Here is a 14,694-nt window from a genome sequence, read left to right as displayed (position 1 = left end):
GTCCTTGGCTTGTAGTTCGTCGAAAAGGGGTCAGACGGTGGCGAGCTTGGCCTTCTCGGCCAGGACTTCCTGCAGGCCGGTGGCTTTGACGCCCGCCTTTTCAAGAGCCGCACGGAGGGCGGTACCGTTCTGAAGGACCTGCGGGTGGTCGCCGTGGAGGAGGACGACGTCGGCATCGTGGCCGAGCGGCACAACCTTCCCCGTGACGGCGCGAACCGTTCCTTCAGTCACCACCTGGACCACGCGGCGTCCGATCTCCTCGGGGTCGTGGAGCAGCGCGCCTTCGGTGTTGCGGGATACGGGCATGCCGTCCTCGCCGTAGCCGCGGTCAGCCAGGAAAACGTAGCCCACTTCCAGGCCGCGCTTGCGTGACTCGTCGGCGAGCAGACCGTTCTGGCAGATCACGATGTAGGAGGGATCGTAGGCTTTGATGGCGTCGGTGATGGCTCGGGCGTGCTTGGCATCGGTCTGGGCAATGCTGCCCATGCGGCCGTGCGGGGCCACGTGGCTGATCTTGCCGCCGTGAATGCGAGCAAAGGCGTCCAAGGCTCCGATCTGGTAGAGCACGTCGGTGCGGATTTCTTCTTCGCTGGCTTCGATCAGGCGGCGGCCGAATCCCACCAGGTCCGGGTAGCCGGGGTGTGCGCCCAGTTCAATGCCCCGTTCGACGCAGGCTTTGACCGTGGCGTCCATGACGCGGGGGTCTCCGGCGTGGAAGCCGCAGGCGATGTTGGAGGCGGTGACCAAGCCGAGGAGGGCGTCGTCGTCGCCGATGGTGTAGTTTCCGTAGCTTTCGCCGAGGTCTGCAACGACGGCGACTGAGTTGATGCCCAAAGTGACTCCCAATGATTCTTGTTGTGGTGCTTTATGGTCCAACGACGGCGGCTTGCCGGCAATGGCGGCAGGCCGCCGTCGTACTGGTTTTGTTAGTGGGTGGCCAGCGGTTGGCCCTTGGTTTCCTTCAGGAAGTAAACCGAAACCAGGGTGATGACGGCCGTGCCGATCGAGGCGAACGCCGGAACCATGCTGTTGCCGGTGGCCTTGATGATCTCAGTCATGACCAGCGGGGCGCTGCCACCGAAGATGATGGTGCTGATGCTGAAGCCGATGCTGTAGGCGCTGTAGCGAACCGTGGTGGGGAACATTTCAGTCAGTACCGTGTGCACCACCGCTGCGTGGCCCGAGAACGCGATGGCCATGACCACGGTGGCGACGCAGGCCAGGCCCATGTTGCCCGTGGTGATCATGGCGAACATCGGGAAGGAAACCAGCGCCATCAGGACGGCTGACAGTGCCAAAACCGGCTTGCGGCCAATGCGGTCCGAGAGGCGCGCCATCAGGGGAATCGAGATGATGATGGCGACCAGGCTTACGGCGGTTACCAGCAGCGCCTGGACCATGGAGAAGTTGTGTCCGCTGCCTAGCTGGGTTTTGAGGTAGGTGGGCATGTAGGCGAACAGCAGGTAATAGCCGGGGCCGTTCAGCGCGGGCAGGAAGATGGTGAGGGCGATTGCCTTGAGGTGCCTCTTGGAGGTGAAGACCGCGCGCAGCGGGTTGCGTTCCACCTCGTTGCGCTCACGCAGGGCTGCGAAGTGCGGGGTGTCTTCCATCTTGGAGCGGATGTAGTAGCCCACATATCCCAGTGGGAGGGCGAAAAGGAACGGGATCCGCCAGGCCCAGGATTCCATGGTGGCATCGCCCAGGGTTGTAATGAGGACTGCCGAGAATCCGCTGCCGAACAACAGGGCGCAGAATGAACCCACTGCAATGAAACTCATGGAGTAGTTGCGGTGCTTGTTGTGCGCGTATTCGCCCACAAACGCCATGGCGCCTGCCACTTCGCCGCCGGCGGAGAAACCCTGGAGGATCCGGAAGAGGATGAGCAGGGCAGGTGCTGCCCAGCCAATGACGGTGGAGGACGGGATGAGGCCGATACAGGCGGTGGCGCCCGAGATGAGGAGCAGCAAAATGGAGAGCAGGTTCTTGCGTCCGAGCTTGTCGCCGAGGTACCCGCAGATGACACTGCCGAACGGGCGTGCCAGGAAGCTGACCAGGAAGCCTACGTTGGTGAGCAGTAAGGAACCGATGTCCTTGGAGCCCATGATGTTGATGGCCAGGTACGTGGTCAAGAGCCCGTAGATGCCGTAGTCGTACCACTCCACGAAGGAGCCCATGGTGCCGGCGATCGTCGCCTTGCGCACCATCTTGCCGTCAGCTGTGACGACCATTATTTGAGCGGTGTTCAGTTCCACTGATTCCGTCGATGTGTGAGTCATTGCGGGTTCTCTCAGTCTAAGCGGGGTCCCGTTGGAGGGAACAGGGGGAGGACTAGCTGTATTCGCGGGTGATCTCGGCGGTCATTTCGGCCTCGTGGACTGCCACAGCCTTCACCAGTTCCAGGATTTCGGCCGCGCGGGCCTGGGGGATGATGACGACGCCGTCATCGTCGGCGGCGACGATGTCACCGGCGGAGCAGACAATGCCGCCGATGGCGACCGGCTCGCCGATCACGCCGGGTCCGTTTTTGAACGGGCCTGCAGGGGTGGTCCCACGTGCGAAGACCGGGAACTTGATCTCGGTGATGGTTGCGCGGTCGCGAATGTAGCCATCGATAATCGCTCCGGTGGCGCCGGCCGCTTCGAAACGCTGGGAGAGTTGTTCGCCAACCAGGGCGCGGTGCTCGTGGCCGAAGCCGTTGATCACGATGACGTCTCCGGGTTCGATGTAGTTCAGGGACTCGATGACGGCTGCGTTGTCGCCTGCCGCGCCCAGCACAGTCAGTGCCGAACCGACGCAGTGGGCGCCCGCCCAGACGGGGTTGATGTTGCCGTCCACCAGGCCGAGGCGTTCCATGGCATCGCCAATGTTGGCCACGGGGAAGGCCTCGAAGGCACGGACCAGTTCCCGAGGGGGCCGGGTCCACTGTGCCTTGCGGACGGTGAGCTCGAGAGTCGTTGCCATGGGTTCCACCTTTGGTTGCTGCGGGTATCGGATGAGCTGTACGCCTTGAGACGTCAATCACATATGAGAAAAGTTTCGCGTTTTATTCCGCATTCGTCAAGCCCCGTTGTTTCCGATGTGTAAAACATCGGCGTGGCTGGAGTCTCGTGTGTGAGAACTCACAAAAAAGCGTTGACTTACTGAGGGCAATTAGAGAAACTCTTCTCATTCGCGAAACTTATCGCAGATCAGACTCTTCAGGATCCTTCGCCAGATGCGCTCGCATCCGCATGGCGAGGCACTCCGGAGGCGACCAGGAGGCTCACCCTCATGCAAGGACGATCCACTCTTATGGCCGCGGCGGCTGCTGCCACCGCTGCCGCTTTCCTTTTGACCGGCTGCACCACAGGCGGCCAGTCTTCCACGGGCGGCAGTACCGGTGGGACGATGTCTACGGACACTATCCGGACCGCCCTCAACGCTGACCCCACAACGTTCAACGCTGCCAAGGCCAATGCGAAGGATGACTACGAAGTCGCCCGTTTTCTGTTCGATACGGTGGTTCGTCGGGACGCCGACGGGAAGTTCATTGGCGGCCTGGCCACCGATTGGAAGAACACCGCAACTGAGGCCACACTGACCATCCGCAAAGACGCTGCGTGTGCGGACGGAACTGCCATTACGCCCACCATCGTGGCTAAGTCCCTCAGTTACTTCGCCGACCCAGCCACCAAGAACAACTTCGGCAAGCTCGTCTTTGGCCCCGGCCAACCCACCATTACCGGCGACGACGCCGCCGGCACCGTAGACATCAAGCTCGCTCAGCCATGGTCCGAACTCATCGGTGGCCTGACGTTGGCTCAGACCGGCATTATTTGCCCCGCCGGACTGGCTGACCTTGACGGACTCGCAAAGGGCACGGTCAAGGGCGCCTTCTCCGGCCCCTACACACTGACGAAATCCAGCCACGGCGTCAGCTACGACATGACACTGCGTGATGACTACAAGGCGTGGCCGACATACTCCAAGCCGCTGGAAGGGACTCCTGCCAAGACCGTCCGCTTCTTCCCCGGGGTCAACAAGACCACCGTGGCCAATCAGTTGCTGACAGGTGAAATGGACGTCTCCGACATCGCACCCGCCGACGTCCAGCGCTTTGAAGGCAACAAGGACTACGCCGTAACCACCGTGCCGTTCGCCGGGATCTTCCTGCTGTTCAACCAGCGTGAAGGCAGCCCGTTTACCGACCCCGCGCTGCGCAAGGCCGTAGCCCAGCTCATGAACCAGCAGGCTTTCAACGCTGCTGCCTACGCTGGCAAGGGCATCACGTACAACTCGATCGTCGCGCCCACCGTCCCTTGTGCCCTTCCGGACAATTCGAGCCTCACCAAGGAAGACGCCGAAGCTGCCAAGGCCGTCCTCGCGGGCAAGACCTTCAAGATGGTTGGCACCACCAGCATCGGCCCGAACGGAGCAGGCAGCACTTACGTCCAGGAGGCGCTCCGTGCGGCAGGGGCAACTGTGGACCTCCAGCTTGTGGACAACGGAACTTGGGCCACTATGACCCAGACCAAACCCGAAACCTGGGATCTGACGGTCCAAGGTGACGCCAACTTCGTCGGGACGGTGGCGGCGTCGCTGACCCGCATCGCGGGCGTTCCCACGGAGAAGGGCGGCCGCAACATCGGTGGTGGCGAAAATGCAGACATCCTGGCCGACATCGCCACTGCCCAGTCAGCTACGGATGACAAGGCACGTTGCGAGGCTTACACCAAAGCACAGAAGAGCATCTTGAGCGATAACGACATCGTGCCGTTCGTGGGCGAGCCGCAGATTGTCGCGCAGCGCTCAGGGTTCTCCATCCAGGCGCCCTCGGGAATTGTCGACTACGCCACCCTGCGTATCACCAAGTAAGCAAAGGTTTCACGATGACTGAACCAACGATGCTCTCCAAGGAAGTACAGATCCTTGAGAGCCAAACCCCGGGGGCCACCAAAGGCCCCCGGGGCCGGGCCCTGAGCCTTTCACCCTGGGCCGACTACGCCCTACGCCGCGCCGGCGGTGTCCTCCTCTCCGTCGCCCTGCTCGTCGTCGTGACCTTCTTCATGGTTCCGCTCATCCCGGGTGACCCCGCCGTGGCCGTGGCGGGAGCGGACGCCACCACCGAACAGATCGAGGCGATCCGCAACAGTCTTGGCCTTAACGACCCCCTCTACATCCAGTTCTTCCATTACGTGGGTGGACTTTTCACCGGCGATTTGGGGGAGTCCTTCGCCTACAGCACCTCCGTTTCCCAGATCATTGCCACTAAACTGCCCTTCACCGCGGAGCTCGCGGTTCTCGGCATCATCCTGGTGCTTCTGGTCTCCGTACCTGCCGGAATGCTCGTGGGCATCCTGACCCGTGGAGGCCGCAAGAAGTGGCTCGATGTGTCCTTCGGGATGCTGACAGGCTTATTCCAAGCTGTGCCGCAGTATGTCGTTTCCACGATGCTCGTGGTGGTGTTCGCCATCATCCTGAAGGTCCTGCCCGCCGCCGGGGCGGCCTCGCTGAGCGCGCTCATCCTGCCGGTCATTGGCCTTTCGATCGCACCAATTTGTTCGATCGCCCGCGTTGTGCGCCGCGAGACATCAACAGTTTTGGAACAGGACTACTTGAGGACAGCCCGCGGCTGGCGGTTGCCTTCACTGCGCCTCTACGCCCGCCATGCCCTGCCGAACCTCCTCACCACCGCGCTGACGCTCGCAGGTCTGATCCTGGCCGGCATGCTCGGGGGCGCCATCATTGTCGAAAACGTCTTCAACTGGCCCGGACTTGGGCGGGAGATCGTCACGGCGATCGTCAACAAGGACTACCCCGTAATCCAAGGCATCATCCTGGTCCTGGGCTTCCTGGCGATCGTCCTCAACCTCCTGGTCGACATCATCCTCGGCCTCATCGACCCCCGTACGCTCGGAGGAAAGTCCAATGGCTGAGACAGCCCGCCCCCGCCGCCGTTTCCGTTGGACCAGCGGACTGATTGTCGGCATTGTCATGATGTCGGTCATGATCCTCACCGCTTTGCTGGCACCGCTGTTCCTTTCCGAAGCTGCCGAGAAACTAACGCCGCAGGCATCCCAGGGACCAAGCGCCGAGCACTGGCTGGGGACTGACGACTTTGGCCGCGACGTTCTGGCACGGTCACTGGTCGCGACCCGCCTGACACTACTCATGACGGCGGCAACCACGGCGATCGCCGTCATCGCCGGCATCGCGATCGGTACCGCTGTCTGGCTGGCCCCGCGTCGCATCCGTGCCGCCGTGCTGCGGGTCATCGAGGCGGCGGTCGCCTACCCGAGCCTCATCTTCTCGCTGCTGATCGCCGCCATCCTGGGACAAGGCACGTGGTCCGCAGTGCTGGCCATTTCCATCGCCAGCATCCCGGCGTTCGCGCGTCTGACCGCCAACATGGCGGCCTCGATTTCCCAGCGTAACTACGTGTCAACGGCGCGCTTGTTGGGTGTCTCGGGACCTCACATCATCACGCGGCATCTGCTGCCGAACATGGCCGAGCCGCTCCTGGTGTTGACCGCCACGGTCTTCGCCACCACGTTGATCGACCTGTCCAGCCTGTCCTTCATAGGACTTGGCGTGCAAAACCCCGAGTACGACTTCGGTCGGCTCCTGAACGAGGCCCTCGTAAACATCTACTCGCAGCCTCTTCAGGCAGTGATGCCTTCGATCATGATCACCATTACCGGACTCAGCGCCATGCTGATCGGAGACGGCCTCGCCGCAGCAACCGATCCGCGCGGAGGCCGGAAGTTTGGCAGCCTCCGCAAGGCGTCCGAGATCCCTGCATCCATGCGGGCCGACTCCGAAGCCCTGGTGGAGGTGGACAACTTGACCGTCAGCACGCCGTCGGGCGTTCCGCTGGTCAAAGGTGTTTCACTCAGCATCCACGCAGGCGAAGTGGTGGGCTTGGTGGGGGAGTCCGGGTCTGGAAAGTCCCTCACTGCCATGTCCATCGCGGGGCTTCTGCCGGAGGAACTCGGTGTCAGTGCAAAGACCATGCGCCTGGGCGAGCTAAACCTCCTGAAGAAGAACAACCCCCGGACACTGGCTACATCTATCGGCCTCGTCTACCAGGATCCGGGAACCAGCTTCAATCCCGCCCTGCGCATCGGATCGCAGCTGACCGAAGTCAGCCGCGTCCATCTGGGGCAGTCGCGTACAACTGCATTCGGGCGGATGGTCAAGGCTCTGGCGGACATCCGAATCACGCAGCCGGAGAAACGTATGAAGCAGCACCCGCATGAGCTCTCCGGAGGCATGCTGCAGCGCGCCATGATCGCCTCCACACTGGTGACGGACCCCCGTTTGATCATCGCGGACGAACCCACCACCGCGCTGGACGTTACTGTCCAAGCCGACGTGCTTCGTCAGTTCCGCACCATCAACCGCGAAATGGGCACAGCCATGCTGTTCATCTCGCACGACATCGGCGTGGTCCAGGCGCTATGCGACAAAGTCATCGTGATGAACGGTGGCAAGATCCTGGAACGACTCACCGGCGAAGAACTTGCCGCCGGGAAGGTCAAGCACCCGTACACGAAGGCGCTTTTGGCAGCGACGCCGTCCATTGCCGAACGCAAGGCCGAGCTTGTCACCGTTTCGGCGAAGGACTTCGCCCTGGATGAAGTTTTCGACGACGCCTCCGCCGCCGCCGGCGGGGACGGCACCAATGGCACGGGCACCAAGGAGACCGCTAAATGAGCGCTGCAATCACTCAGAATCAGCCCGTGTTGGAACTTAGGGACGTCAAGGTCACCTTCGGTTCCGGACGTTCGGCCGCAACTGTTCTCAAGGGGGTCAATGCCAGTATCCACGCAGGCAAAACCCTGGGCATCGTGGGGGAATCCGGTTCGGGAAAATCCACGATGGCCAAGGCCGTCGTGGGGCTGGTGAAGCCGAGCGACGGAGTGATCTCGTTCTCCGGCCGGGACGTGACGAAAATGTCTGGAGCCGAGCACCGCCGAATGCGGCGAGCCGTGCAGATGGTGCCCCAGGATCCATACTCCTCACTCAACCCCCGGCGGACAATCGGGCAAACTCTTGCCGAGGCGATCGACCCCCTGCGGGCCAACCCTAAGGAACACAGTGAGAAGATCTCCTACTGGCTCTCAACCATCCGTCTGGATCCTGAAGTGGCCGAACGCTATCCGCACGAGTTTTCCGGCGGACAGCGGCAACGCATCGCTATTGCCCGCGCATTGGCAGTGCAGCCGAAGCTGATCATCGCCGACGAGATCACGTCTGCCTTGGACCTCTCGGTGCAGGCCGAAATACTGAACCTGATCGGCCGGCTCCGGAAGGAACTGGATCTCACCATGGCCTTCATCTCGCACGACCTGGACGTTGTGCACCACGTCAGCGATGAAATCCTTGTCCTGTTCCACGGCGAGGTGGTGGAACACGGTGACGTGGATGCTGTTTACGGCAATCCCCAGCATCCGTACACCCGGCACCTTATTGACTCTGTGCCGGGAGGGCCTGGGTTTGATATTGGGGAACGGAGGGTGGCCGTAGTTTGAAGCAGGACGTAGGTGGCGGTCTATTCCGCGATCCTCTTGCTGACGCTGTAACTTCTTCAAGCGGGTTTCCGAGGCAGGGCAGGAACGACTCTGCAGGTCCGAGCCAGGATCTTGGAACCCGTGAGCGCGCTCTCCGAGAAGTAGCCAAGGAGCTCAGGGAGATGCAGCGGCGGACTGGCGGCTCGATGGTAACCGTTACCCCGCGGACCGTAAGAGGGGACTCCACCGCCCAATCAGGTCCGAAAGGCGCGAGTGGGCTCACCCGGTTAGGGCATATCGAGTCGGGTTTTGTAGGCGGTGTCTTTGTTGGTGTTCCAGCCGGCGATGTTGCCGGCGCCGAGCATGTGGTCGGTGAGGCCTGCGACGCGGTAGCCGGGGTCGGTGTCGAGGGCGAGTTGGAGGTATTGGTGTGCTTTGGATCCTCAGCCTTCCCACCAGTTGATGTGTAGCCGATGGTGGTGAGGATGGGTGCTGCGTGCTCGGGGCTGGTGAGCGTGTAGGTGTGGGTGAGGAGTTGTTGGGCCCATTCGATGCGTGACCACCTGGGCGCGGTCTGGGTTTGGGCGAAGAGGACGTGTTGGGGTGGTTCGTCGATGCCGGGGATGGCGGCCATGAGCCGGTCGCGGATGTGGGGGAATTGGAAGTTCGCGATGAGCGTGGTGCAGTCTTGGTCGTTGGGGAAGTCGCTTGACTCCAGCATGGTCGACCACAGTTTGCTGGCTTGTTCTGCGGCTACACCGGGGGGCAGCGCTCTGATGATGGCCATGTGGTCATCAACTGCGATTGCTTGCGCTGCTTCCTGGGCTGGTGCAGGGAGGACGATTCGGTTGGTGGGTTCGATGGTGCTGCCGCGGTAGATGAATTCGGCGTTGACGCGGCTGTATTCGGTGGTGCTGATGGGCAGGCTGATGTCTTGTCCGGGTTCGCTGTCGTAGGGGGAGTAGGTGTCCTCACCGACGAAGATCCCGTCGCGTATGGTGATGCCGTTTTCGGCAAGGACGCCGGTGAGTGCGGCGATGGTGGCTGCGTGCGGCTTCGGTTGGCCAGGTTCGCCGTGGTGCGAGGTCTAGAGAGCGAAGACGATGCTCGTCGCGCTTGTGTCGCTTGTGAGGTAGCTGCTGACTGTCCTGGCGTAGGGGAGTTCTGTTCCGGGGTATCGGGGGAGGTCAATGCGGAGCGTGGCGCCGACTTTGCCTTTGTCCAGGGTGATGCAGACCAGGCTCTCGTTGGGCCAGAACCCTAGGTGTGCCCGATGAAGCTGAGCAGATCGGCGGGGTCTTTGATGGTGAGCGCATTCATTGTCCTGTTCCTTTGTGCGTGCGTTGTGTCTTGGCCTTTGCGCCGTTCTGATAGGGGGCTTGTGCGTTGATACGGAACTGGAACGCAACTAGGGTGACCGGGGAAGGTGTTCGGAAGGGGCCAATTGGGGTGGGAGCGCTGGGGACTGCCCCCGGTTTTGGTGACTCCTTGACCTAGCGAGCTTGTGCTCGTGGAAGGATGTTGACCATGCCCACAGCTTATGGGGCGGAGTTCCGCCAGGATGTTATTGATGTGGCCCGCAAGGGTGAAGCGCCGCTGGCGCAGATTGCGAAGGATTTCGGGCTCTCGGTCACGACCTTGAAGCGTTGGATTGCCATTGCCGAACGTAAAGAATCCGGGACCGGCCCGGCAAGCGATGATTCGGCCGAGATGCGGGAGCTGAAGAAACGGAACCGCCTGCTGGAGCAGGAGAACGAGATTCTGCGCCGCGCTGCTGCTTACTTGGCCAGGGACATCAACCCAAAATGACTTACCCGCTGGTCACGGATCTTGCCGCCGACGGTGTTCCCGTGGCGGTGACCTGCAGGGTGTTGGGATTCAGCAAGCAAGGCTACTACCGGTGGAGGGCCAGCCCGGTGACGGAACGCGACTGGGTCGATGCGCACCTGGTCAATGCTGCCTTGAATATCCATGCTGACGACCCGGCATTCGGTTACCGGTTTATCGCCGATGAACTTCCGGGGAAGGGCATCACAGCGGGTGAGAACAGGGTCCAGCGTCTATGTAAGGATCATGGAATCTGGTCGGTGTTCTCGAAGAAGCGCGGCCTGAACCGCAGACCCGGGCCGCCAGTTCATGACGACCTGGTCGAGAGGGACTTCACCGCCGCGGCACCGAACGAGCTGTGGCTGACAGACATCACCGAACATCCCACGGCCGAGGGCAAGCTCTATCTCTTTGCTGTGAAGGACGTCTATTCCGGGATGATCGTTGGATACTCGATGGACTCGCGGATGAAGTCCTCGTTGGCCGTCGCCGCACTGGAGAACGCGGTACGGGCACGCAAACCTGCAGGGACAGTGGTCCACTCGGATCGTGGGTCCCAGTTCCGGTCCCGCCGTTTTGTCGAATCACTCCGGCGCCAGGGGCTGACAGGGTCGATGGGCAGGGTCGGTGCGTGCGCGGACAACGCCGCGATGGAATCGTTCTTCTCGCTGCTGCAAAAGAACATTCTGGACCGTCAGCGGTGGCTCACCAGGCAGGACCTCCGGCTGGCGATCACGACCTGGATCGAGAGAACCTACCACCGCCGGCGTCGGCAACGACGGCTGGGAAAACTAACGCCCATCGAATATGAAACAATCAACCGGACCGCGCTCACAGCGGCCTAAGACCCCGAGTCAACAAAAGCCGGGGCAGTCCCATGCAGGCCATCTGATGACTCAGGAATTGCGCCCACCTCTCCCAACTACCAGTGTCGCGCGATTTGCTTCCCCACGCTAAATGCTAAATCGCGACACCGCAGGGCTGGCGGCCGCCTTTAGGGGCTTGCGTTAGTCGTGTCGTCTACGGCCGAACCGCCGTGGACGTCTAAAACGAGGGAGTCTGGTGCCGCATTTGCACGCCGCCGGTTGGCTCCAATAGCTCCACCCATTGCTCACCGGCCGCCTTAGTGGTTCCTTGCATTCCACTTCCAGCCGAGTGCGGGAAGCCCACGTCCTAGGTACAAGGAGGGTGTGCACAATGTCGACACTTTTCACCTCGAACTGGCCCGTACTTCGGTCGAACTGGCCCGGATTCCCCATGTTTCCGCCACTGCGTGATGTTCCGTTCGAGCATGACCGATGGGTTTTTCGGGAACTGACGGGACCATTGGGACAACACATTGCCGTGAAGCATGGACGATCCAACAGGCTGGTGCCGCACCAATTGAATGCGACACCAGCAACGGATAATTTCACAGTTTGGCGGCAGGCTCAGGGAGCTCGCAGGAGCTGGGTAGACCCTTTGAGGAAGCGCGCAATATGCCCGCGTCCTGGCAATTAGTCATCGCTGGATCGTCCGCTTGCTCGTTCTTGACGCCACCGCAGGAGTTCTTCGAAGGCGAACTTTGCACGCTGCTCCACGGACGGGATTTCGTCACCTTGGGCCGCAGGAACATCTGCCGGCTCCTCGAGCGGTAACGTCAGCAGTTGGTCGGGCGGGACAGTATTCTCGAGTTGGTTGGTAAGCAACGTGAGACTGGACGGCAGCGCCTGGTAGTCTCCTGCGGTGTATGAGGATATGACAAAGTTTGCAGCCAGAGCGGTGAGTGAAAGCGGGCCTGCCTCCAAAGCGGACAAAGTTTCGACCTGCAGCCTGGGCAAGCCTTCCAGAACAACGAGGTACTGCCACACCGCGAGTAATTCGTCTATGGGAACCTTGGAATTAGCGTTTTGCCATTCCGCCAGCAGCCACGCTGCGGCTTGCTGGTTCCATATTTCGGTCATGTCACTGAACAATTCATGCTCGGGAGCAGGCGTTGATTGCTCCATGACCGAACGTTGCGCCACTTCGTTGTCGGACCGGTTCTTGTTCTGTTGTAAGCAGTGCCCCAGGATTACTGGGCGGGAGAATTTCTCGACGAACACTTCGACGGCGGGTTTATCCCATGGCTCGCAATGCCACAGCAGGCTGGCCAGCCAGACTGATCGAAGCCGTATGGTCGTTGAGCGGAAGTCTTCGTCGACGTTCCCTCTGGATAATCCGGTGCTGAGATAGTCGATCAGGTGCTGCCCGTCCAACTCATGATCCGTGTGGCGGGTGCCCTTCTTCAGCGCCTGGATCTGCATCTGTTCGTTGGGGTGGTCAAACGTCTCAGGGCACTTGTGCCCAATGGTAACTTCCCCTCGCCGGATTCGGGCCAGATCGCTGATGACAGCAGCATCGGACATGTCTCCCACAGGCAGGGAAAAGGTGAAGTACCTGTCGAAGTATTCTGAATCGCTGACTCGGAACTTTCCGCCGTTAGTGCCCCAAAAAGGGTCGGGGAAAGCATGCGGAAATAGCGAAGCCAAAGCTTCCATCAGTTCAACTATCGTGTCGCCCTTGTATCCACAATCATTGATCCTGCTGCTCCACACCTCTTTGGAAGTGGCTTTGACTCCACGGCTGATTCCCTTCCGTATCAGTTCTCCCCTCCAGGACGGTAAGCGTCGGTAGAGATCCGGATAGAAGATCCGGAGGAAGGTTATGGCGAAGAAGTCCGCTGGGTCGACATCACCTTGGGCAAGCTGCAGGAATGTCACCGCTTGCCCGGTATAGCGGTGGCAAGCACGTGGGGTGGTCAGTGTGGTGGCCATGTGGTTGTCGTAGAACGATTCGAACCTGTTCGCCGGCGACGTTCCGCCGTTGCTTTGAGCCGATGCGCGGGCCAGGATCGGCTTCAACGCGGTATCGATGATCTCCTTAAGAAAATGCTGCTGCGGGTCCGGGAGGTCCAGAGGGTACTGCACGATCTTTTCCAAGTAGACCTGCGCGTCGCTTTCTTCGCCACCCAGGCCTAGGGACAGCGTTTTGATCGTTGACCTTCGATCGTAGGCAAGCAGGTAGTTGACCCTGGGGAAGCGACCCAAAAGCCGGATGGTCTTCATCAGCAGCAGCAGGTCCTTGGGCTGAACGCGGTCCACATCGTCCACGACGACAAGGACCTTCACACGTGCTGCATTGATGGTTCCGGCCATGTCTTTGAACGCAGAATCCCAGGATTTTTCCGGCAGGAATTCGCGGACCGTTTCGGACACTCCCGTCCCAACATGGGGGATGGCCTTCAAAATAGGTGTTGTGCGCCGCGCGACGTCGACCGCCTTCCTACGAAGACTCTTACGGGTTCCTCGTGGAAAAGCTTCAAGTATTGCTGCATAGAGTTCGGCCTGTAGACGCATTTCGTCGAAGGACCAAGGGTTGAAGCGGACCACTTTGACGGAATCATCGAGGGCGCCTGTGATGAAGTTCAGCACGGATGTCTTGCCTGAGCCCCACGGACCTACGAGTCCGAAGACGGTGCTGTCATTGCTGTCAGCCAGGTTCTCGATGAGGTCCTTCGCCATTTTGACAAAGGGGCCGCGATCGAGTTGTCTTTGCGGCGGTCTGTCTCCGGCGCGTCTACCCATGGTTCAGTCACACCTGCGATTCTAGGCAGAAACCACGACCTATTTGGCACGCATACTTGCCTAAGGTCTTCGATCCGGACGAATTCAACAATGACGTATTCCGTCGTTGATTCAGCATTAAGACATATGAAATGCCAAGAAGAACGGAGCTGAGCCTGCCCGGAAGGGGAGATCTCCCGACACGAATTTCGTGTCGGCGCGCTCGATGAGATGAAAGTGACATATCCGTGCCTTGGCTGCCCGGCAGATACGACTTACGCGGCTGCGCGGGTAGGCACTGCAACTCCAATGGGCCCGCGAATAGCAGTGCATTCGAGGGCCCATGAGGGCTGCGATGGAGGTCAGCCCTATCGTTAACGCTCCAAACTTCAACGCATGTCAATGGGTGCAGGCCAAGGCCTGTCGTTGGTATGTGAAGGCTGGCCACGCCTTGGACGAGTTCGAGAGTTAGGTCAGCAGCGAAGGCACAAGCGTTGGTGGGTGCATCAGCAGAGAGATCGCCGTTACTTCTGTGGTCACCGACGGCCTCGATAGACTTCTCGAAGGTCATGTCGCCTCCTGATCGAACCGCCATGAATTGTGTGAAGGAGAGAATCTGATGACAGTATCTTGTGCCGATCCAATCGGCTCCGGCGGCCTTCAACGGGTGGCCATTGGCCGCCTTGGCCGACCTTTGGGTTCCCCTAGCTACGGGCTCCGGAAAGTCACCCGTATGAGGAAAAAGAAGTGTGGACAATGTCCACACTTTCCACCCCGGACTGGCCCGTACA

Annotated in this window: 10 protein-coding genes; 5 read left to right on the top strand and 5 right to left on the bottom strand. The window is 60.7% G+C overall.

What is annotated here, in order from left to right:
• Positions 1–30: 30 nt before the first annotated feature.
• From PJL15_RS06365 to PJL15_RS06355, 3 genes are all read right to left on the bottom strand, one after another.
• Entirely contained in the window at positions 31–834 is an 804-nt protein-coding gene (locus PJL15_RS06365; protein WP_281450350.1) for a LamB/YcsF family protein, read from the bottom strand.
• 92 nt (positions 835–926) lie between these two features.
• Positions 927–2,276 (bottom strand): MFS transporter, encoded by a 1,350-nt coding sequence (locus tag PJL15_RS06360; protein WP_281450349.1) that lies wholly within the window; start codon positions 2,274–2,276, stop codon positions 927–929.
• A gap of 52 nt (positions 2,277–2,328) precedes the next feature.
• The gene (locus PJL15_RS06355) at positions 2,329–2,961 is read right to left on the bottom strand and encodes an RraA family protein (RefSeq protein WP_281450348.1); all 633 of its coding nucleotides are present in this window, start codon (positions 2,959–2,961) and stop codon (positions 2,329–2,331) included.
• Between the two features lie 309 nt (positions 2,962–3,270).
• Here PJL15_RS06355 and PJL15_RS06350 point away from each other — a divergent pair, with 309 nt between their 5' ends.
• The 4 genes from PJL15_RS06350 to PJL15_RS06335 are packed head-to-tail and all read left to right on the top strand — an operon-like array spanning position 3,271 to position 8,513.
• A complete protein-coding gene (locus tag PJL15_RS06350; protein ID WP_281450347.1) occupies positions 3,271–4,854 on the top strand; it encodes an ABC transporter substrate-binding protein in 1,584 nt (527 codons plus the stop codon).
• A 14-nt stretch (positions 4,855–4,868) separates the two neighbouring features.
• A complete protein-coding gene (locus tag PJL15_RS06345; protein WP_281450346.1) occupies positions 4,869–5,915 on the top strand; it encodes an ABC transporter permease in 1,047 nt (348 codons plus the stop codon).
• A complete protein-coding gene (locus tag PJL15_RS06340; RefSeq protein ID WP_281450345.1) occupies positions 5,908–7,695 on the top strand; it encodes a dipeptide/oligopeptide/nickel ABC transporter permease/ATP-binding protein in 1,788 nt (595 codons plus the stop codon). Before PJL15_RS06345 ends, PJL15_RS06340 begins: the two co-directional genes overlap by 8 nt.
• Entirely contained in the window at positions 7,692–8,513 is an 822-nt protein-coding gene (locus tag PJL15_RS06335) for an ATP-binding cassette domain-containing protein (RefSeq protein WP_281450344.1), read from the top strand. The genes PJL15_RS06340 and PJL15_RS06335 overlap by 4 nt, the downstream gene beginning before the upstream one ends.
• Positions 8,514–9,579: 1,066 nt before the next feature.
• On the opposite strand, the gene PJL15_RS06330 is transcribed toward PJL15_RS06335, so the two are convergent.
• Positions 9,580–9,900 (bottom strand): DUF4192 family protein, encoded by a 321-nt coding sequence (locus PJL15_RS06330; RefSeq protein WP_281450343.1) that lies wholly within the window; start codon positions 9,898–9,900, stop codon positions 9,580–9,582.
• A 119-nt stretch (positions 9,901–10,019) separates the two neighbouring features.
• Here PJL15_RS06330 and PJL15_RS06325 point away from each other — a divergent pair.
• Positions 10,020–11,164, top strand: a protein-coding gene (locus tag PJL15_RS06325; RefSeq protein ID WP_281450342.1) for an IS3 family transposase whose coding sequence is annotated in 2 segments (ribosomal slippage) — positions 10,020–10,296 and positions 10,296–11,164 — 1,146 coding nt in all. Because the reading frame shifts where the segments join, the coding sequence is not laid out codon by codon here.
• 651 nt (positions 11,165–11,815) lie between these two features.
• On the opposite strand, the gene PJL15_RS06320 is transcribed toward PJL15_RS06325, so the two are convergent.
• Positions 11,816–13,861, bottom strand: a complete 2,046-nt coding sequence (locus PJL15_RS06320; RefSeq protein WP_281450341.1) for a P-loop NTPase fold protein — start codon at positions 13,859–13,861, stop codon at positions 11,816–11,818.
• Between the last annotated feature and the right edge of the window lie 833 nt (positions 13,862–14,694).

This window comes from Paenarthrobacter nitroguajacolicus (genome assembly GCF_029952445.1).
GTDB classification, from domain to species: Bacteria; Actinomycetota; Actinomycetes; order Actinomycetales; family Micrococcaceae; genus Arthrobacter; species Arthrobacter nitroguajacolicus_B.
This window is presented reverse-complemented; position numbering and strand designations above follow the sequence as displayed.

Coding starts and splice junctions, on each gene's coding strand:
- PJL15_RS06360 (WP_281450349.1), bottom strand. CDS start 2,276: ATGACTCACACATCGACGGAATCAGTGGAACTGAACACCGCTCAAATA.
- PJL15_RS06355 (WP_281450348.1), bottom strand. CDS start 2,961: ATGGCAACGACTCTCGAGCTCACCGTCCGCAAGGCACAGTGGACCCGG.
- PJL15_RS06350 (WP_281450347.1), top strand. CDS start 3,271: ATGCAAGGACGATCCACTCTTATGGCCGCGGCGGCTGCTGCCACCGCT.
- PJL15_RS06345 (WP_281450346.1), top strand. CDS start 4,869: ATGACTGAACCAACGATGCTCTCCAAGGAAGTACAGATCCTTGAGAGC.
- PJL15_RS06340 (WP_281450345.1), top strand. CDS start 5,908: ATGGCTGAGACAGCCCGCCCCCGCCGCCGTTTCCGTTGGACCAGCGGA.
- PJL15_RS06335 (WP_281450344.1), top strand. CDS start 7,692: ATGAGCGCTGCAATCACTCAGAATCAGCCCGTGTTGGAACTTAGGGAC.
- PJL15_RS06320 (WP_281450341.1), bottom strand. CDS start 13,861: ATGGCGAAGGACCTCATCGAGAACCTGGCTGACAGCAATGACAGCACC.